General features: G+C 56.8%; 17 protein-coding genes. 16 read left to right on the top strand and 1 reads right to left on the bottom strand.

Going from position 1 to position 20,609, the window contains the following annotated elements:
* Positions 1 to 78 precede the first annotated feature (78 nt).
* From IPK17_RS04615 to IPK17_RS04590, 6 genes are all read left to right on the top strand, one after another.
* Positions 79 to 1,143, top strand: coding sequence for a restriction endonuclease (locus tag IPK17_RS04615; RefSeq protein ID WP_343416487.1), 1,065 nt, complete (start codon positions 79 to 81; stop codon positions 1,141 to 1,143).
* 405 nt (positions 1,144 to 1,548) lie between these two features.
* Positions 1,549 to 3,279, top strand: a complete 1,731-nt coding sequence (locus IPK17_RS04610) for a GAF domain-containing protein (protein WP_343416486.1) — start codon at positions 1,549 to 1,551, stop codon at positions 3,277 to 3,279.
* A gap of 580 nt (positions 3,280 to 3,859) precedes the next feature.
* Positions 3,860 to 4,363 carry a magnesium chelatase subunit ChlI family protein gene (locus IPK17_RS04605; RefSeq protein ID WP_343416485.1) on the top strand — a complete coding sequence of 168 codons (504 nt, stop codon included), beginning with the start codon at positions 3,860 to 3,862 and terminating at the stop codon, positions 4,361 to 4,363.
* A 151-nt stretch (positions 4,364 to 4,514) separates the two neighbouring features.
* On the top strand, positions 4,515 to 5,426 hold the full coding sequence (locus IPK17_RS04600; RefSeq protein ID WP_343416484.1) for a WD40 repeat domain-containing protein: 912 nt from the start codon (positions 4,515 to 4,517) through the stop codon (positions 5,424 to 5,426).
* Positions 5,427 to 5,807: 381 nt separating this feature from the next.
* A complete protein-coding gene (locus IPK17_RS04595) occupies positions 5,808 to 6,332 on the top strand; it encodes a DUF2721 domain-containing protein (RefSeq protein WP_343416483.1) in 525 nt (174 codons plus the stop codon).
* Positions 6,333 to 6,334: 2 nt separating this feature from the next.
* Positions 6,335 to 7,087 (top strand): hypothetical protein, encoded by a 753-nt coding sequence (locus IPK17_RS04590; RefSeq protein ID WP_343416482.1) that lies wholly within the window; start codon positions 6,335 to 6,337, stop codon positions 7,085 to 7,087.
* Positions 7,088 to 7,106: 19 nt separating this feature from the next.
* Here the strand turns inward: IPK17_RS04590 and IPK17_RS04585 are convergent, their stop codons facing one another.
* On the bottom strand, positions 7,107 to 7,886 hold the full coding sequence (locus tag IPK17_RS04585) for a ribonuclease H-like domain-containing protein (RefSeq protein ID WP_343416481.1): 780 nt from the start codon (positions 7,884 to 7,886) through the stop codon (positions 7,107 to 7,109).
* Between the two features lie 138 nt (positions 7,887 to 8,024).
* On the opposite strand from IPK17_RS04585, the gene IPK17_RS04580 reads away from it, so the two are divergent.
* The 10 genes from IPK17_RS04580 to IPK17_RS04535 all read left to right on the top strand — a co-directional run bounded on the left by IPK17_RS04580 (position 8,025) and on the right by IPK17_RS04535 (position 20,495).
* A complete protein-coding gene (locus IPK17_RS04580) occupies positions 8,025 to 9,806 on the top strand; it encodes an SLC13 family permease (RefSeq protein WP_343416480.1) in 1,782 nt (593 codons plus the stop codon).
* Positions 9,807 to 9,886: 80 nt separating this feature from the next.
* Positions 9,887 to 11,107, top strand: a complete 1,221-nt coding sequence (locus IPK17_RS04575; RefSeq protein WP_343416479.1) for a replication-associated recombination protein A — start codon at positions 9,887 to 9,889, stop codon at positions 11,105 to 11,107.
* 143 nt (positions 11,108 to 11,250) lie between these two features.
* The gene (locus IPK17_RS04570) at positions 11,251 to 12,276 is read left to right on the top strand and encodes a carbon-nitrogen hydrolase family protein (protein ID WP_343416592.1); all 1,026 of its coding nucleotides are present in this window, start codon (positions 11,251 to 11,253) and stop codon (positions 12,274 to 12,276) included.
* Positions 12,277 to 12,399: 123 nt separating this feature from the next.
* On the top strand, positions 12,400 to 12,585 hold the full coding sequence (rpmF, locus tag IPK17_RS04565; protein ID WP_343416478.1) for a 50S ribosomal protein L32: 186 nt from the start codon (positions 12,400 to 12,402) through the stop codon (positions 12,583 to 12,585).
* Between the two features lie 164 nt (positions 12,586 to 12,749).
* Positions 12,750 to 13,697, top strand: a complete 948-nt coding sequence (gene fabD / locus IPK17_RS04560) for an ACP S-malonyltransferase (protein WP_343416477.1) — start codon at positions 12,750 to 12,752, stop codon at positions 13,695 to 13,697.
* A gap of 105 nt (positions 13,698 to 13,802) precedes the next feature.
* Complete coding sequence (locus IPK17_RS04555; protein WP_343416476.1) at positions 13,803 to 15,533, top strand: branched-chain amino acid ABC transporter substrate-binding protein; 1,731 nt, start codon at positions 13,803 to 13,805, stop codon at positions 15,531 to 15,533.
* Positions 15,534 to 15,766: 233 nt separating this feature from the next.
* Entirely contained in the window at positions 15,767 to 16,945 is a 1,179-nt protein-coding gene (locus IPK17_RS04550) for a branched-chain amino acid ABC transporter permease (protein ID WP_343416475.1), read from the top strand.
* A gap of 3 nt (positions 16,946 to 16,948) precedes the next feature.
* Positions 16,949 to 19,000 carry a branched-chain amino acid ABC transporter permease gene (locus tag IPK17_RS04545; RefSeq protein WP_343416474.1) on the top strand — a complete coding sequence of 684 codons (2,052 nt, stop codon included), beginning with the start codon at positions 16,949 to 16,951 and terminating at the stop codon, positions 18,998 to 19,000.
* Positions 18,997 to 19,788, top strand: a complete 792-nt coding sequence (locus IPK17_RS04540) for an ABC transporter ATP-binding protein (RefSeq protein WP_343416473.1) — start codon at positions 18,997 to 18,999, stop codon at positions 19,786 to 19,788. Before IPK17_RS04545 ends, IPK17_RS04540 begins: the two co-directional genes overlap by 4 nt.
* Positions 19,785 to 20,495 (top strand): ABC transporter ATP-binding protein, encoded by a 711-nt coding sequence (locus IPK17_RS04535; RefSeq protein WP_343416472.1) that lies wholly within the window; start codon positions 19,785 to 19,787, stop codon positions 20,493 to 20,495. Before IPK17_RS04540 ends, IPK17_RS04535 begins: the two co-directional genes overlap by 4 nt.
* Positions 20,496 to 20,609 lie beyond the last annotated feature (114 nt).

Here is a 20,609-nt window from a genome sequence, read left to right as displayed (position 1 = left end):
TCATGCATACTGAGTTTGGCACGACGGTGCTTAGGTCCTCACCAAGAAGAACAAATAAGTCTGCTGGTACAGCAGGTTATGCGTCGGGTAGAACGTGCGGATGTCATTCTGGCAGTATTTGCCACAATTAACGAACCAATCTCCCTTGAAGAACTGGACGCCGAACTTACAAGCATCGGACACTTAGGTCTAGTCGGTCGTGATGCAAAGTTGCGTACCATCTTCTTAGAAGCACTCAGCTGTCTAGAGGAAATTGGAGAGGAAACGTACCGCATAACGGAATATGGGCAAACCGTCGTCAAAGAATTCTATCCCGAAGCGCCGCGTCCCTATTACGCACAAGAGGTCGAGCCTCGTCCATCGATGCCGGAGTATGAAATCATTGCACGTGAACTGTTTCTGGCATCGCGGGACAGTGACCACCATCAACGACTGGAAGAAGCTCTGGCACGCGCATTTCGTTTCTTGGGTTTTCGGGTAGAGATCAGTGGGAAACCGGGCGAAACCGATGTGATTGCTTATGCCGATATGGGGTCAGCCGGGTATACGGCGATCATCGATGCGAAAGCGCGCAAAGCCCGCGTTCTCAATAACCTTGAACCACAAACTTTGCATAAGCATCAACAGCGGCATCAGGCGGACTATGTCGTGGTAGTGTCGGAAGGTTTCTACAATCCCATTGTGCGTGTCGCTCAAGCAAACGACATTGTCTTGATCACCCTTTCTACCCTTGCAGCTTGGTTGAAACTGCATCAATACTCTCCCCGAAGTATGGAGACGTACCGAGCATTCTTTCAGCGACCGGGTCTGATTGCTTCCGTTCCTGACTCGGTTTCGCATGCCCAAGCGTATTTTGAGCGGACGGTAACTTTGCTTAATCGAACGGTCGAATTGATGGCTGAGACCAATCAGCGGGGGTTGAAAGTGTCAATGACGGTGGATAATGTGTTTTTCATGATGTTCAGCCGCTATCCCGACGACGAATACAAGAAAGAGGAAGTAGACGCCGTTTGTACTTTTCTATCGAATTCGCTTGTTGGTGGTATTGATAGGGAAGAGGACAATCAGATGCATCTAGTATCTACACGAGCGACACTGGCTGACATCCTCAGGGTTTTTGCGCAACGAGTTGAACCTACGTAATCAGCGAGTTTGATCCTCTTTACCGAACTTCAGCTGAAGCCGGTACTAATTGAGTGCGTCGATTATGTTCAGGCGCACTCACGGAAATCAAATGAACACTACTCACTCGTAAACACCCTCTATATCCGTCGAATATCTGCTTTCTTGATCATCGTGGTGTAACCCATGCTCTCAATCGTTCGTGCCTACGCTATTGTCGGTCCAGACGGTTGGATCATCGAGGTTCAGACCGACATTCAACCTGCGTGCAGAAATCCTGAATTTAATCGTGGCAGGGTTACCCGACAATGTGATATGGGAAAGTCGAGCACGAGTACGGGTAGCCATCAAGAACATTTCGCTAAGTATCCAAAAATAAGGTTATGAAAGATAATCTAATTGCTAAGTTCAGAATGGGGTGTGGCAGTGGCTGATGTATTTGTCTCGTATTCGCGCAAAAATCAGGACTTTGCTAAGCGACTAATAGATAGTCTCAATTCGAACGAGAAAAGTGCATGGATTGATTGGGAAGCAATCCCTCGCACGGCTCCCAATTGGTGGAATGAGATTAAGGCCGGAATCGAGGCCGCAGACAACTTCATGTTCATTATTAGTAATGATTCAATGGCCTCGATTTTTTGTAACTTGGAATTGGATTATGCTTTTGAGCTAAAAAAGCGCATTATCCCAATTGTATATTTGGACGTTGAGATCCGCAGCGTATTTGCGTCGGTGGCTGATTTCATACCTGACTTATCAACACAAGAAAGACTTGGAAACAGAGATCCATTGGTCATTACGCGAGATAATTGGCGAAAAATCAGTCGAATTAATTGGTGCTTTTTGCGTGATAGCGATGAATTTGAACAAGGCTTCAGTAGCCTGTTAGCGAGCATACAGAGTGATCTGGAATACGTGAAAGCACATACTAAATATGTAGTTCGTGCAATCGAATGGGAGCAAGAGTTGCGTGATGACGACCTCCTTTTAGTTGGTTCAGAGATCGATCGTGCGGAGGACTGGCTACGAAAAGCTGAGACTTTTGCCAGAGCCCCAATGGACAAAGGGGCAGGAAGAGAAAAAGTCGCCAATCCGTTGCCTTCCGAAATACAAAGACGGTATATCCAAACGAGCAGAGAAAGAGCTGACCACAATACTAAGAAAACACGACAATCTGAGCAAATGATTCAAGGTCTATCCATGATTTCCTCTGCGATGAGCGAAACCACGGGGATTGGAGAAATATGTAAAGCAATACTAGATGTTTTGAGCCAAATCATAGAATATGATAGAGGGTCAATTCAAGTTATCGTGAACAATCATCGGGCCATGGCCGCGTATAAAGGTTTTGAGTTTAGGGAAGGGGAGTTCCTGTTAAGACCGGTTTTTGAAGACTCCCTTGTCACTGAGATTCTCAAAAGTAATAGAATAACGATAATTTCAGACACGCGTGACAACGAGAATTGGGTATCAAATGATACTACGCGCGATGAAAGATCTTGGATAGGCGTTCCCCTGTATTACAGGACAGAAGCAGTTGGCTTAATTACAATAAGTCACCATAAGGAAGGGGTATATCCAGACGAAGTTCGAACAGTCATTGAACCTTTTGCATATCAAGCAGCGATAGCCCTCCATAGTGCAAGATTACAAGAAGAGCTCTGGAAAACCAGCAATTTCTTGAGGTTCGTGCATGATTTTACTTTAGAAATGCTACAAAGCTCTGATACTGGTTCTATACTTAGCCGTCTCGTTGAAGTTGCACGACAGCACACTCAAGCAGATGGTGTTGTGGTTTACATCTTTGATCGAGAAAGTGAAGCATTCAGTACGAAATCTGTCTATAGTGAACCATCTAGCGTAGATGCTTGGCTTCCCAACATTAACACTTCCAAGAGTGCTGTAAGCATGGTGGCCGAATTAAAGAAAGTGATCTGGATCGAAGATATTGCTAAAAGTGAGCATTTCGATACAAGTTGGTACGATAAAGGTATCAGATCAGCTGTGTGTTTGCCTTTACTTGCACATAATCAAATCCTCGGGGTTCTCTTCGTTTTTTGGAAAGACATCGCTGTCTTTAACGAAATGGATGTGGAAGTGTTAAGCACTATAGCGACTTATTCCGCGATTACATTAAAAGCTGATAATACATGGTAACTACTTGGTGTCTAGCTACTTCTCGGCTATCAGAAGGAAAACTACCGCTTTAGGAGCATCTGTGCTGAATTTGTCTCAGCGACGTTGGATCGATATGCATACATCTAAGGAGCAAGCGAAAGAAAGGCAATCCGAAAAGTGTGGGTGCCGTAGTATAGGAGTGTAGCAACACAAGCTTTACAGGAGGGCTTCCTAATGTCAAGAACTGGTAGGTAGATTTGTGCACCAAGAAAGACATATGTACTCAAATCCTAATCTGAAACCCTCCTCCGCGAGACCATTTTTGATCCCAAACATTCACAGTATCCGTCGAATGTCTCCTGTCATAGGGCGCATTGAGGTGATTTTTTCTAGGGTGCGAAAGTGACAGCAACACGACCTCCACATGAGTTGCCTGATTGATGGACTAGTACGCTGTTAAGCAGCAGTTCGTATGCCTCTCGGCATGCATCACCGATATTGTTCGCGGTTTCAGAGTTGTAGATTTCATTTCGGAGGGGGACATTTTGACGTGATGATAGAAGAGCATTCTATAAGATGTTTGTAGATATAATCGTGTTGCTCTGAAGGGAGTACTCGATTGAAAAGTGCAGATTGTGACTACCCCTGTCCTTGCGGTTATTTTGGGGATCCCGTCAAGGCGTGCACGTGTACGCCGGTGATGATCGACCGCTACCAGAGCAAACTTTCCGGCCCTTTGCTTGACCGTATCGACATCCATGTCAATGTGGCGCGGGTAGAGTATGACAAGCTGATGAGCGGAGAACGCGCCGAACCCTCCGTCAACATTCGGCAGCGCGTGGAGGCGGCGCGTGCCCGCCAACAGGCACGGTTTGCCGAGCATCCGCATGTGGTTGCCAACAGCGATATGACGGTCAGCGAGATCGACCAGTTTTGCGTGCTCGCGCCGGAAGCCAAGCAGCTGCTGGAACTATCCGTTCGCCGCATGCAGTTGAGTGCGCGCGCGTATCACCGGGTGCTCAAGCTGAGCCGGACGATTGCCGATCTCGCCGACAGTGACCTGATTCAAGTGCAGCATGTCGCCGAAGCTGTCCAATACCGACCGCAGCAGCGATCCATGTGAAGACAATCTGGTAGGAGGAACAATTGCCGATCGGATATCGATTAGGACTGTTCTTATGCTGCGGTATGCTGATGGTTGGTTCCCTCTGGTTGCCTGAGCGTACTGCTGCTATCAGGCAGGTTCTGATCTACAGCTATGCGGCAACCTCAGGTTGCTGGATGTCGACAGCGGCGAGAGTACCTTACTAATCACCTATGATCCGGACGCTTGCGCGCCGCTGTGGTCGCTGGATGGACATATCGTACTCCTATTCAACGAGCTGCCAACCGTGCTGAATGTTCGCACTGGCGAGGCAGCGACTTTGCGTTTACCTGCTGAGGTTGATATGCGTTGTAACGTGCTGCTGTCACCTGACGGCAGTCAAGTTGCCATGCTGACCAATCGCGACGAACTCCTTGAAATCAACTTTGTGGGCGTAGAGGATGGGAACATCCGCCAACTCTTGGTGGAACAGCGCATATTCGATGCTCCTGCCCAGTCGCCCGGTACGCACTATGGCGCACGATGGTCTCCTGATGGACAGCGGTTAGCCTATCCTCAATGCTTCGACACCGCGCATTGCTACTATCATTTCATCGCGATTGACAGCGGTGAGCTGCTTCAGCGAATTCCTGTCAATTACTCGTACAACACTGCTGCCTGGTCACCAGATGGCCGCTGGTTTATTGTCGGAAATGACACCGACTTTATTCTGTACGACACTCAGGGCGAAGAGCAAATGCACTTCTCGACACCGGACCTCGAGTGGTTGGTTGTTAGGCGCGCCAGCGCTTCTGCAGACGGTCGTTACATAATCGGTTTACACCGTCGCTGGCGTGTTTCACTCTATGATGATTACACTCGCTATCTCGGTTTCCAGCTTTATGACACTGAAACTCAAAGTCTGCTGCAACTGCCCGGCGGGGCGAATAGCTGCTGCGCGGCGTGGTCGACTACAGGGGCAATACTCGCCTATTCGACTGCAGCTGGTATCCGCACGTATGATGTGCAAACGGGTACGGTGCGCGATTTCCACACCCCGATCGATCCGGTGCCGTTGCTCTGGTGGACAACACTGGAATGAGTAAGATTGCTTCGTGAACAGGCCCATACTGCGTTAGTCGTGATTCTGCAACTAGCTGTTAGGAAGTTGAGCATGGGAACCAGCGCGTTCATTTTGCGCTGGATTAGTAGTACCTCAAGGATCTTGTCAGCATTCGTCAGCCGGAACGATTTGCAGCGCCTGTGTGGTCGCCAAGTGCGCTATGATAGTGAACGAAACCGATCAGTTCTGCATGATTGCGCCGGAAGCTAAGTAGTACCTTGAACTCTCTGTTCGCTGTTTGCAGTTGAGCGCGCTTATCACCGGGTGCGCAAGCTGAGCCGGACTCGCCGACAGTGACCGACTTCAAGTGCAGCACGTCGCCGAAGCTGTTCAATATCGACCGAAAGCGCAGTAAGTCCTATGTCTTTTGCCGATCCCGCTGCTATTCTCTCAATTCTCTCAGCGATGCTCACGCCTGCGATTTTGATTTCGGCGTGCGCGACGCTGGCGATTTCTACGTCGACCCGCTTGATTCGCGCCATCGAACGGGTGCGCGAACTGACCCGCCTGATCGAAACACATATTCGCGGGCAGGGCGCGCTGAGTGATGAACGGTTAGCGCTCCTCTTCCGCCAGCTAGAGATGGTGGCGCGCCGGGTCACCTTGCTGCAGCGGGCGCTGGCGCTCCTCTACATGACGCTGGCGCTGTTCGTCTCCACGAGCATTACGATTGCCGCCGTGCAGCTCGTGCAGACCAACACCAGTTGGCTGCCGCTGCTGCTCGGCGTGATCGGCGCAGTACTGTTCCTCATCACCTGCTGGTTGTTGATTTTGGAAACGCGGATCGCGCTGGCCACGAACCGCCTGGAACTGGATTTCGCCCTCAAGCTGGGGGCGGAATATGTGCCGGAAGACTTGCGCAAACGGATGCAGAAGAGAAGCTAATCATGGATGCGAATCAGTACTTGCAGCGCCTGCGTACATTACAGAAACAGCTCGCCGATGCGAATGTCGTATATGATCGGTTTGGCCGCGCCGACCAACTGAAACAGATTGAACAGATCGAAGCGCAAATTCAGGCTATTCCGCAAGCCCTCCGCGATCAAGTGTACTGCGATGAGATTCGCATGGAACTTCCCGCTTTTGTCGAGAGCTATCTTTTGAAACGCGCCGCTCGCTTTATCGAGGGGACGGCTGACCTCAAAGATGCGCTGTTGAGAATGGTCACCACACCCGATCCGCTGATTACCACTAACCTCCAATTGGCGCGGGTTGCCAAAGGTTTGCCCGCCCTACAGCAAGCTGGAACCCTGGATGAAGACCTCGATATCGCCATCGAACTTGCGCAGAGCTTCGACGAGACGCGCAAGGTGATCGGCTCCTACTATGTGACGTTCGAGCGGTTTGTTCGCGAATATCTTGACGATCGAGAGCGCTTCCGCGTGGCGCAAGGGCATCTGGATGAAGCAGATGATCTACGTGCGGCGCTCCGACAGTGGCAGGCAAATATCGTCGAGTATCGCGCCAATTTCGCCGCTTATGATCGCGTCAGCAGTGATCCGACCATCCGGTTGCAGGTTGCGCGGCGGCGGGTCGTCAGTCAGGTTGTTGTGCTTCAACTTCTCGGCGCAGGCAGCGAACATATCGAGAACCGAATGGCAGATATTCAGGGGAATTGGAACGCCAAGCAAGCTCCCTGACCGAGTCGGCCAACCAACTTCACGTCGTACCCCGGTTCTCGTTGAGCCATTTCCACACGACCGCGAGTGCCACCACGTCGGCACGCTGATAGTTTGCCGCGCGGGCGAGGGCATAGGTGTCATCGTCGATCAGCCACTGCGCGTAGTCGCGGTAGGCGGCATCCCACGCATCGTATTCATCCCACTCAAAATCGAGATAGCGGGCCACCACTTTGAGCGACGCCCCGTAGACCGGAAAGCGCACACAGCTTTTGTAGCTGTGGTGCAGGTCGTACATGCGCGGATCGAGCATCTCACGCGCTTCGTCCGGAGCTTGCGCGCGCATGACCGACGCGTCAAAGCCCGTCCAGTGATAGATGCGCGGCGCGTCGGGCGTGAGTTCGGCGAACAAGCGCCACCCCTCGTCAGTGTCGCGCACGGTGATAATCGTGCGGCCGTCGGGTAAGCGTGCGCTCCCGTCACGATGGGCGACAACGATGTTCTGCGTCATGCCGTCAACATCGCACCAACCCCATGACCACGTTTTCCCCGTGTAGGGGTCGGTTTCAATGTCAAACATGATGCCAGCGTGCAGGCAGTCATGGGGCAGGGAATTGAACCAGACCGGTCGCTCTTCGACATAGGCGCGAGCGCAGGCGTGAATAGCCGCAGCGGTCGACTTGATGCCTTTGAACGGGCGCAGATCGTCAGGGTGCATCGCCGCGATCTGGTCGAGGCTGGTGATGCCGTTGGCGGCGAGGTGCTCTCGCGCTTGACGGCTGAGTCCGGAAATGAGGTTGATTGACAGGTTGATTTTCATGGTCGATCTTTTGTTCTCAATTTGCCCCATTATGACTCCAACTTAGGACTAATTTCTAGCCAACTGCTCACAGTAGGTTGTGGTAATCTGTGTACGATATTGGGAGCTTCATTTCAACTGTTATAACTATGGTGGTTAATGACAATCGAAATCGGTTTGCTGCTGCTGATCATTGTGATCGCGCTGGTGTTGTTTGCGCTAGAACGGGTGCCTGTGGATGTCATCGCGCTCGGTGTGATGATCGCGCTGATCTTGACGGGAATGCTCACGCCTGAAGAGGCGTTCAGTGGGTTTGGCAGCGGTACCGTGCTGCTGATCTTTGGTTTGTTGGTGCAGACGGAGGCGCTCACGCGGACCGGCGTGGTGGACTACGCGGGGCGCCTGATCTATCGCTACACGGGCAGCAGTCCGAGCCGCGTGCTGCTCATCGTCATGGTGGCGTCGGCAGTTGTCGGCGCGTTCATGAGCAACACCGCTTCGACTGCCTTTTTCGTCCCACTTGTGATCGGCATTGCGCGGCGCGCCCGCATGAGCCCGGCGAAGCTGCTGATGCCGCTGGCGTTCGCGTCGATCCTCAGCAGTTCGGTGACGCTCGTCAGCACGTCGAGCAACATTCTGATCAGCGGGTTAATGGTCAACTACGATCTCGCACCGATGGGCATGTTTGAATTGGCGCCGGTCGGAATTCCGGTGGTAGTTGTTGGCATCGCCTACATGTACATCGTCGGCAAGCGCATCATTCCGGATCGCTTTGAAACTGCCGAAATCGAGGGTGGGCTGGATGCGCGGTTGTACATCACCGAAATCGTGATCTCACCCGAGTCGCCGTTCATCGGCAAGACGCTCGGTGAGTCGAGTCTAGGGCGGGATCTCGACTTACGGGTGATGCGCATTGTGCGCGAAAAGAAGCGCTATCTTGTGCCGCACGCCGATCAGGTGCTGCAGGAGATGGACGAACTACTGGTTGAGGGTGGACGCGACGAAATCCTCAAGGTCAAGACCATGAACGGCGCGGATATCAAAGCGGACGCCAAGTTGGGCGACCCGGAAATTGAATTGGACGATCTTGGTTTAGTCGAGGGCCTGATTTTGCCGGGGTCGCCGCTCATCGGGCGGACGTTGAACGGCATCCGTTTTCGCGATCGCTACGGCTTGCAGGTGCTGGCGATCAACCGCCACGGGCGGTCGATTCGGCGTAAACTCAGCCTCATACGCCTGGAACTGGGTGATGCGCTGCTGATTCAGGGCGAACCAGATCGAATCGCGCAGCTTGAACGCGGTGACATCATCCGCATCCTCGAAACGAATGAGCCGCATATTCCGAATCCGGGGCGGGCGCGGATAGCCATTGCGATCTTCCTCGCCTCGCTGGCGCTGGCTGTTTTGAACATTGTGCCGCTGGCCGTCGCCATGGTCATCGGGACGATCCTCGTGTTCCTCACCCGCTGCATCACGCCGGAGGAAGCCTACCGCAACATCGAATGGAAGGCGTTGATCCTGATTGGCAGCATGCTGGCGTTGGGCATCGCGATGGACAAGACGGGCACCGCGACCTACATCGCCGGGGTGATCGTCACGCTGACGGGGGGATTGTCACCGCTGCTGCTGCTGACCGCCTTCTTCGTCGTGACGGTTATCCTCACGCAGCCCATGTCGAATCAGGCAGCGGCAGTCGTGATTGTCCCGGTGGCGCTGCAAACGGCGCTGCAGCTCCGGCTCGATCCGCGTCCGTTCGCCATGATGATCGCTGTGGCGGCGAGCTGCTCGTATATGACACCGCTCGAACCCTCGTGTTTGCTGGTCTATGCGCCGGGGCGCTACAAGTTTGCCGACTTCCTGAAGGTCGGAACGCTGCTCACCGTGTTGATCTTCGTTGTGGCCATTGTAATCGTGCCGCTGGTGTGGCCGGTCACCCCGTAAAGCGAACAGGTGTTAGAATAGAGGCCATTCTGTCGGGGCGCACGCGGTGCGTCCCGACGCGTCAACCGAGGAGAAACCCCATGTCGCAAGCGTCGCGCCCGCTGGCTGATCGCATCCGCCCGGAATCGCTGGATGAATTCATTGGGCAGGAACATCTGGTCGGACCCGGCAAGCCGATCTATCAGGTGATCAAGAACAACCGCGTGCATTCGATGATTCTGTGGGGCACGCCCGGCGTCGGCAAAACGACGCTGGCGCGCATCATTGCCCACGCGACCGGGCGACCCTTCTACGAATTGTCGGCGGTGTCGGCGGGTAAGGATGACGTGCGGCAGATCGTCGAGCGGGCGCGGCGTGAACGTTCCGGCGGGCAGCGTGATCTGTTCAGCCTCAACGAGCCGGAGCAGGCCAAACCATCGCCGATCTTGTTTCTCGACGAAATCCATCGCTTCAACAAGGCGCAGCAAGACTTTTTGCTGCCGTATATCGAAGACGGCACGGTGATTCTGATCGGCGCGACGACCGAAAACCCGAGCTTTGAAGTGATTCCGGCGCTGCTCTCGCGCTCGCAGGTCTTCGTGCTGGAACCGCTCAGTGAGGCGAATATCGACCAGATTTTGCGGCGCGGGATGGAAAAACTCGGCGTCACCCTGAGCGAAGACGCCATCGAATACCTGATCAATTACGCGGGCGGGGATGCGCGGCAGTCCTTGAATCTGCTTGATGCCACGGCGCAGCTCTACGCGCCCGAAACTGACATCAGCTTGCAGCGCATCAAAGACACGCTGCAGTCCAAGCATTTGCGCTATGACAAGCAGGCCGAAGAGCATTTCAACACCATCAGTGCCTTCATCAAGAGCATGCGCGCGAGCAACGTCGATGCAGCGCTGTACTATCTGGCACGTATGGTCAGCGGCGGCGAGGATCCCAAATTCATCGCGCGGCGCATGGTGATTTTCGCCAGCGAGGACATCGGCATCGCCAACCCGACGGCGCTGGTCGTCGCCAATGCGGTGTTCCATGCCGTCGAGACGGTCGGCTACCCGGAAGCGCAGATTAACCTAGCGCATGGCACGGTCTACCTCGCTCAGTGCAAGAAGAGCCGCGCCTCGTGCGATAGTTTCTTCCGCGCACTGGAAGAGGTCGAACGCAGCGGTAACCTGCCGATTCCGCTCAAGCTGCGCAATGCGCCCACGCGCCTGATGAAAGATCTCGGGTACGGCAGCGGCTACGAAATGTACACTGAGGACGATTTACTCCCGGAAGCGCTGCACGGCAAGAAGTTCTTTCCGACGTCGTAACCAGCGGATTGCCGGTATAATCGGGGCCTTGCTGTTTTCGGTGAAAGGCCGATGGAATGTCCCGCACCCTGAAGCTCGCGACCGTACAAATGGATGCTGCGCCCGCCCCCACGCCTGATCGCCTCGCGTGAGCAGGGGCGCTTATCGCCCGGGCCGCTGAAGCCGGTGCTCAGCTCGTCGTGCTGCCAGAACTCTTCAATGTGGGCTATGAATATCACGACCGCAACTACGGCTTAGCTGAACCGCTCACTGGCCCGACGATGGTGTGGCTGAAAGCGACAGCCGCCGAGTTTGGCTTGCATCTTGCCGGATCGTTCATGCTGCTGGACGGCGATGAGGTTTTCAACAGTGCTTTCATCGTCGCGCCGGATGGCCGCACGTGGCGCTACGACAAAATTTACCCGTATGTGTGGGAGCGCGCTTACTTCCGCGAGGGGCGCGACATCACCGTCGCCGAGACTGATCTGGGCAAATTGGGCATGCTGATCTGTTGGGACAGCGGCCACCCTGAGCTCTGGCGACGCTACGCCGGGTTGGTCGATGCGCTGGTGATCACGAGCTGCCCGCCGAATCTCCATCGCGCCGATCTTGTCCTACCGGATGGTGAGCGAACACGCAGCACCGCGTTTGGCGTGCCGATCCCCGAAGATGTTCATTTTCAGGACCTGACGGTGAACGAGCAGGCGGGCTGGCTGCGCGTGCCGGTGGTCGCGAGTTCAGGGGGAGGCGCGTTTCGGTCACGGATGCCCGTCTCGCTGCTGTCGCTGCTGTCTCTGCTTGGTGTGAGCCCACAGCTTCCACGCTTCTGGCGCGCTGCCGATGAGGTGACGCTCGAGTCGGGGTATGGCCCGTTTGCCAAAATCATCGACGCGCAGGGACGGACGCTCGACTGCGTCGAGGCGGAGGGCGATGGCGTAGCGGTGGCCGAGGTCACCCTTGCGGAAACGCAGCCGCAGCCCATTAGTCCGCAGCCGTCGCCGCACATGCCCGCGTCGATGCGCTGGGCGCTGGATTGGTTTGGTGCGCTCCTGATGATTCCTCAGTACCGGCAAGGGCTGCGCCGTCAATGGGGTGAGCAGATGGCTCCAATGGATCCGCGGACGTTGGTGTGGGCAGTCATCGTATTGGTTGCGGCCCTGATCGGCTATGGGGTGGGGCGGCGTAAGTAGATTTGGCGGGTCGTCCCCCTCCACCTTGACCCGGACTCCGCGGGCCTTTATAATGACCCATCTATTGACAACAGCCGCCGACCCCCTGCTGCGGTCGGCTTTGCGAGTTTGAGGAGCAAATCCGTGGGTCCGCTACCAAAAAGAAAGCACTCCCGCAGCCGCCGTGATCGTCGGCGCGCGCACGATTCGTTGACGCTCAACCACTTGGTTCGCTGTGAAAGCTGCGGCGAATATCATGTCGCTCATCACGTGTGCCCGAACTGCGGCAACTATCGTGGTGAAACGCGTATCGAAGTCGAATCGAAGTAGATTTCTTCGTTTTCAATCCAGCCTTAGCCTTCTCAAGAGCCATTCCATTGTGAATGGCTCTTGTGTTTCCGAGATTTCTCATTCTCGGTACTTGCTTTCTTTCTCATTTAGGCTATTCTAGACCCTGTGCGCCTTTTCACATTCACCGGAGCTGCCTTCTGGTTATGGATTGGTCTTCTGCTGCTTTTGTGTTTCCCGGTCAAGGATCGCAGGTTGTGGGGATGGCAAAGGACTTTGCCGACTCCTATCCTGTCGCGCACGAACTCATCCAGCAAGCTGATGATATCCTTGGCTTCTCTCTGTCCGCCCTCATGTTCGAGGGACCAGACGAACTTCTCAACGACACGATCAATACGCAGCCAGCGCTGTATGTTAGCGGACTGGCGATTTTGCGCGCGCTGCAAGCCGAACTCCCCGACGCTAAGCCCGCGTTCGTCGCCGGGCACAGCCTCGGCGAATTCACGGCGCTGACGGCGGCGGGGGCGCTGCCGTTTGCCGCGGGGGTGCGCCTCGTACGCGAACGCGGTCGTCTGATGAAAGCCGCGGGGGATACGCAGCCCGGCGCGATGGCCGCGATTCTCGGCCTCGACTCAGCGAAGGTGCGCGAAGTATGCGCCGAAGCTGCCGCGCAAACGGGCAGCACGCTCGTGCTCGCCAATGACAACTGTCCCGGCCAATCCGTCATCTCGGGCGATACGGCGGCACTGGAAGTTGGGCTGACGTTGGCGAAAAGCGCTGGCGCGCGCCGCGCGATCAAGCTGGCGGTGAGTATCGCCTCCCATTCGCCGTTGATGCAGCCCGCCGCCGATGCCTTCGCTGCGGCACTGGCGCAGGTTGACTTCAGCGCGCCGACCGTTCCCATCTACGGGAATGTCAGCGCCGCGCCTCTCGCTGGGGTCGCCGACATTCGGCGTGAGCTGGAGACCCAACTGACCAATTCGGTCCGCTGGACAGAAACCGTGCAGCACATGGTGGCGGATGGTGCGCAGACTTTCCTCGAAATTGGCACCAAAGACGTGCTGGTCGGGCTGAATAAGCGGATTGACGAAACCAAAACCGCCGTGCCGATCAACACCGTCGCCAATTTACGCCTGTTTGTGGAAAAACAATAGCAAAGCTCGCTTTTTTGAAACAATTTTTGTTATGATGTTAAAAGGAGAGTCTCCTTTTAGTCATTTGGTTTGATTTGCACGTGTTTCATCATTTGGAGGGGAAGTATGTCGAGAGTTCGTTGGAGTTTAGTACTCCTGATCGTGTTGGCGTTGGTTGTGGCCGCGTGCCAGCCAGCCGCCACGTCTACGCCTACGCCGCGTCCGCCGACGGAAGTGCCGGCGACGGAAGTGCCGCCGACCGAAGCCGTGGCTGAAGCTGCGACTGAAGAAGCGACCGAAGCTGCGACCGAAGAAGCTGTGGTGGAAGCGACCGAAGTGGCAACTGAAGAAGCCGTCGTCGAAGCCGCGACCGAAGAAGCTACGGAAGTGGCGATGGTTGTGGAAGCCGCGACCGAAGAAGCCGTCGTGGTTGCGGAAGCGACCGAAGCTGCGACCGAAGAAGCCGTGGTTGTGGAAGCGACCGAAGTGGCGACTGAAGAAGCCGTGGTTGTGGAAGCGACTGAAGTGGCGACCGAAGAAGCCGTGGTCGTCGAACCCACGGAAGAAGCGACCGTTGAACCGACGGTCGCCCCGACCGAAGAAGCGACCCCTGAACCGGTGGCCGAAGCTGCTGGCGCGATCACGTTTGAACCCGGTCAGTCGCTGGTCATCGGCGTGGCCGTTGGTCTGAGCGGCGAAGGTATCGCCCCGCTCGGCGTCGACATTCAGCGCGGTGTGGAACTGGCGCTCGAAGATCGCCCGACCGTCACCGTGGGTGGCGCGGAATTCGCCGTGACCCTCGATGCGCAGGACGACCTGTGCGCGGCTGAAGGTGGCCAGGCTGTCGCGAACCGCTTCTCGGCGGATGCGACCGTGATTGGCGTCGTCGGCCCGATGTGCTCGAGCGCGTGCCGTGCGGCCGCCCCCATCTTCGATGCGGCTGGCTACACGACCATCAGCCCGAGCTGCACCGCCCCTGACCTCACGGCCAGCGGTTACACCAGCTTCAACCGCGCGGTGGTTTCGGATGCCTTCCAGGGCCGGATCGCTGCGGAATACATCTATAACGTGCTTGGTCTGACCAAGATCGCCACCATCCATGACGGCAGCCCGTACGGCGAAGGCCTCGTCAACGTCGTGACCGCGCGCTTCACCGAACTGGGTGGCGAAGTGGTTGCTTCGGATGCGGTGACCGTCGGTGACACTGACTTCCGTGGTCTGCTCGACGACATCGCGCAGCAGGAACCGGAACTGATCTACTTCGGCGGCTTCCCGGCGGAAGCGGCGCGTATTATCGAACAGCGCGCGGATGCGGGCCTCGAAGATGTGCCGTTCATGGGCGCTGACGGCATTCGTGGCACGGAAGTGCTCGAACTCGCCGGTGCGTCGTCGGAAGGCGTGTATGCGACGAGCGCGGTGGCGGCGAGCAGCGATGCTCTCGCGTCCTTCCTCGAACGTTACGTGGCGACCTACGGCGAAGAACCGCCGGCTCCGTACCATGCGAATGGTTACGATGCGGCCAACCTGTTCCTCGACGCTGTCGAAGCGACTGGTACGGTGGATGCCAGCGGCAACCTCGTGCTCGACCGCGCGGCGATTGCGGAATACATCCGCAGCGTTGAGAACTTCCAGGGCCTCACCGGCGTGCTGAACGCTGAAGGCAATGGCGAGACCTCGGTGTCGGACATCGGCATCTATCAGGCGACCGATGGCGACTTCGCCCTCATCAGCGTTGGCCGCGTGGTCGACGGTGAAGTGGTGATCGAAGATGCACCCGCGCCGGAAGCTCCGGTCGAAGCCACTCCCGAAGCGACGCCCGCCGCGGAAGTGACGCCCGAAGCCACCGCTTCGAGCTAAGTTTGGAAATCAGTCGGGGTAGGGGCAGCCTTATCCCGACTCGTATGACAATTGTCGTAGAGGCGGCATGACATGGCGCCTCTACACAGTTTCCTCTGCTGTTCAATGCGGCAAACTGCACAAACAAACCCCGTTAAATTCATGTGAAATCAAATCGTCCGCATCCCTGTAATTTTTCAGCCACGTTTGTTATAAATATCACCCACAAAATAAACTCGCCTTAGGGAGTCATTATGGCGTCAGATTCACCGCGCCTCGCTCAGCCGACCACTGCTCGATCATCAGTGGGTGAGTGGCTGCTCGACAATACCATCCGCAACCCGCTGCGCTTAGTGGGCATGATCTTCATCCTGTTCCTGCTCTACACCGCCTATGCGAATATCGCTGAGGGTGGTTACAGCCTTGAACGCTTCGTGCAGAACTTCATTTTTGGTCTCGCCCAGGGCAGCATCTATGCGTTGATCGCGCTCGGCTATACGCTGGTCTACGGCATCCTGCTCATGATCAACTTCGCGCACGGCGAAATCTTCATGGCGGGGGCGTATATCGGCTTCTTCACGATTGACGCTTTCGAGCGGAACGGCCTGCTCCTTACGCAGCCCGCGCTGGCGCTGCTGCTCACGATCCTCACCGGCGCGATCTCATCAGTGATCGTGGCGGTGCTGCTCGAACGTATTGCTTATCGCCCACTGCGGAGCGCGCCGCGGCTCGTGCCGCTCATCACCGCCATTGGCGCGTCGATTGCGCTGCAGCAGTTGTTCCTCCGCCTGTTCGGCGCGAGCACCCGCCGCTATCCCGATGTCAATTTCTACGTGCTGCCGCAGTTGTTCCCGAATCAGGAATGCATCGACGTGAACGGGCAGACCGTGTGTCAGGGCATCGACCTGATCAAAGGCCGCTACGACGTCGTCATCGCCGGTCTGGAACTGCGCATTCTGCCGATCCATTTTGTTGTGTTTTTTCTGGCCGTCACACTGATGGCGATTTTGTGGTTCATCGTGCAGCGTACCAAGACGGGCAAAGCGATGCGCGCGGTCGCCGAAGATAAATCGACGGCGGCGCTCATGGGCATCAACGTGGATCGCGTGATTGTGACGACGTTCGTGCTGGGCGCGGCGCTGGCCGGAGCCGGGGGCGTCCTGTTCGCGCTGTATAACCAGCAGGTATCGCCGTTCATCGGGTTTATTCCCGGCATCAAAGCGTTTACGGCGGCGGTCTTGGGCGGGATCGGCAATATCCCCGGCGCGATGTTCGGCGGGTTCTTCCTCGGCGTGGTCGAATCGGTCGCACCGTCGCTGCTTGGCCTGTCGCAGCAGTTGAAGGACGTGATCGCGTTCGGGATGCTCGTCCTGATCCTGATCTTCCGGCCCACGGGTATTTTCGGCGAAGTGCTCGCCAAGAAGAAAGCGTAAATCATGCGGCGCGATACTCTTCGCTATGCCCTGATCACGGCGGTCATCGCGGTGATCCTCTCACTCTCCGGGATTTTCGCCTCATTTGGCGGGCGTGAAGTCGTCGAGGGGCGCGTCACACTCGATGTGCTGGCGCTCGTACTCATGCTCGGCGCGGCGGCCTACGTGACCGGCTCACGGGCGCGGTCAGGCGGCAGCACGGCAATTCTGATCAATGCGGTGATCGGCAGCGTGATCATCGGCGCGGTGTTGGCGCTGTTCGTGTTCATCGAAGCGAATGTCGATCTCACCTTTGTCTTCCCGAACTTGCAGCAGCCCGCCCGCACGACGTTAGCCTTCGGGCAAGAGATTGGCGCGGGCGTGATCACGCTGATCGGCTTAAGCGTGGTCATCGGTGTGCTGATGGCGGTTCTGCTCATCATTCCGGCACGACTGCGTACCGCACTGCTGTATGCGCTGGCGCTCACCGTCGTGGTTGGCCTGCTCGAAAGCCAGATTCAGAACATCATTACCCTGCCGGATGCGCTCACCATCGCGTTCGCTTTTGCGCTCGGCTATGCCGTGAGCCTGCTGCTCAAGCTGCCGCTCATCCCCCGTTTGATCGCCAGCGCTGTGCCCGGTTTGGTTCTGGGCATCATCTTCGGTGCGCTGGTCAACGGCGGCGCGTTGGCGGATGGCGGTGTTCTGCGGGGTACAGGCACCGTCCCGGTCATCCTCTCGACGGGCGGCGGCTTGATCGCGCTGGCGATCATCTTCGGCCTCGTCAGTTTGGCAGGTGGGTTGGCGCGCGGCACCTCCAAAACTTTCCATAATGGACTGGTGCAGTTCACCATCAGTCTGATCATCATCGGCGTGCTGAACTGGCAGCGGGGCATGAACGATATCGCGACGCTGCTCACGTTTGCGCTGCTGTTCCTGATGGCGTGGTTCGTGCCGCAGATGGGCGACACCGCCAAGCATGAGTACGAATCGCTCAGCCGCCCGGCGCAGCGCACGCGCGCTGGCCTGTCGTTCGTCGTGCTGCTGGCACTGCTGATCGTTGCGCCGGTGTTCATGGGGCAGTACATCACCAACGTGTTCAACCTCGTCGGCCTGTACATTATCATGGGCATCGGCCTGAACATTGTGGTCGGTTACGCGGGGCTGCTCAACCTCGGCTATGTGGCGTTCTTCGCGATCGGCGCATATACGATTGGTTTGCTGACGACGCCGAGTCTGCTCACGTGCGGCGGCATCGCGCCGGAAAATCTGACGCCGGAGACGCTCATCAGCGCGTGTACGGGCGTCATGACCTTCTGGCAGGCATGGCCGGTCGCCATCCTTATGAGCGCGTTCGCGGCGATTTTGCTCGGTATTCCGGTGCTGCGTCTGCGCGGTGACTATCTCGCGATTGTGACGCTCGGCTTTGGCGAAATCATCCGCATCCTCGTCAAGTTTGATGACTTCAAGCCGCTGTTCGGCGCGGCGCAGGGTATTGCCAACATCCCGCGTCCGACCATTGATCTATCGGCGCTGAATCCGGCGTGGGTGTTCCAGTTGACGACCGAAGCGGGCATCTACTATCTGGTGCTGGGGGGGATCCTCGTCGCCGGAGTAGTGGTGTCACGCTTGGTTGATACCCGGCTAGGGCGGTCATGGCTCGCGATGCGCTACGACGAAGACGTCGCGCAGGCGATGGGCGTCAACCTGACGCGCACCAAGCTCTCGGCGTTCGCCATCGGCGCGGCGTTCGCGGGGATGGGCGGCGCGCTTGCCGGGACGCGTCTCTACGGCGCCTATCCGGACAGCTTCACGATCCTCGTGTCGATCAACGTGCTCAGCCTGATCATCATCGGCGGTCTGGGGTCGATCCCCGGCGCGATTGTCGGGTCGCTGGTGCTGGTTGGCCTGCCGGAAATTCTGCGCGAACTCTCCGATTATCGCCTGCTGGCGTTCGGCGTGCTGCTCGTGGTGATGATGTTGATAAAACCTCAAGGCCTGATCCCTCCGCCTGTCCGTCAACTGACCGAAGTCGCCCGTGAGAAGGGGAACTATTTCAAGAGGAACACGCCATGAGCGATTTACTACTCGACGTTCGCGGGTTGGTCAAACGGTTCGGCGGCTTGACGGCGGTGCGCTGGGTCGATCTCGAAATTCCGCGCAAGACGATTGCCAGCTTGATCGGGCCGAATGGCGCGGGCAAGACGACTTTCTTCAACTGCATCACCGGGTTTTACACGCCGGAAGAAGGCAAGGTCGTGTTCGACGGCAAGACGATCACCGGGTTTGCGCCGGATCGCGTCATGCATTCGGGCATTGCGCGTACCTACCAGAATATTCGGCTGTTCTCCGGTATGACTGTGTTGGAAAACGTGCTGGTCGGTATGCACACCCGGTTGAAGTCGAATCCCGTGTCTGCGGTGCTCGGCCTGCCGGGCAGCCGCCGCGAACAGCTCAACGCGATTGACCGCTCGCTGGAATTGCTCGACTACATGGGCTTGAGCGGCACCGGCGACGTACTGGCGGCGAATTTATCGTATGGGTTGCAGCGCCGTCTCGAAATTGCGCGCGCGCTGGCGTCTGATCCCCGGTTGCTGCTGCTGGACGAACCGACCGCGGGCATGAATCCGCAAGAGACGGACGAAATGATGCACCTCATCCGCCGCCTGCGCGATGAGCGCGACCTGACCATTCTGCTCATTGAGCACGACATGAGCCTGGTCATGACCATCAGCGATCAGGTGAGCGTGATGGACTACGGGCAGAAGATCGCGCAGGGGACACCGCACGAAGTGCAGCGCGATCCTAAAGTGATCGAAGCGTATCTCGGGTCAGCGCCCGTCGATGAGGTGACGGAAACATGAGCCTGTTAGAAGTTCACGACATTCACACGTTTTACGGCAACATCGAAGCGCTGAAGGGGATTTCGCTCACGGTGGATGCGGGCGAAATCGTCACGCTCATCGGCGGCAATGGTGCGGGCAAGACCACCACGCTCAATACGATCTGCGGCATCACCCCGGCGCGCTCGGGCAGCGTTGTGCTCGAAGGGCAGGACATCACGCACGTACCCGCGCACGAAACGGTCAAGCGCGGCGTGATTCAATCACCGGAAGGCCGCAAAATTTTCACGCGCTTGACCGTGCGCGAGAATCTCGAAATGGGAGCCTTCACCCGTGATGACGCGCAAATCGGCAAGGATATGGACGCCGTTTTCGAACGTTTCCCGCGTTTGAAGGAACGCCAGAAGCAGCTCGGCGGCACGCTCTCCGGCGGTGAACAGCAGATGCTCGCCATCGGGCGCGCGCTGATGGGGCGTCCGCGCATTCTGCTGCTCGACGAACCGTCGATGGGGCTCGCGCCGCTGCTCGTGCGTGAAATCTTCAACGTGGTTACGTATTTGAACCGCGAAGCCAACACCACCATTCTGCTGGTAGAGCAGAACGCGCAGATGGCGCTGGCGGTCGCGCATCGCGGCTATGTTCTCCAGTCGGGGTATATCACGCACGCCGATACGGCGCATAACCTGCGCAATGATGCCAGCGTGATTGAAGCGTATCTCGGCGGGTAGAAGGTAGTTCACAGTTTACAGTTCACAGTAAACAGAAAAGCTGGAGTTCAGCTAAAGAACGAGGGCACGCCAATGCGCCCGGTGAGTTTCTGGACGCAAAGACCGCCGAGGATC

It is taken from the genome of Candidatus Flexifilum breve (assembly GCF_016713355.1).
Note: the sequence above shows the minus strand (reverse complement) of the source record. Positions and strands in the feature narration are given on the sequence as shown.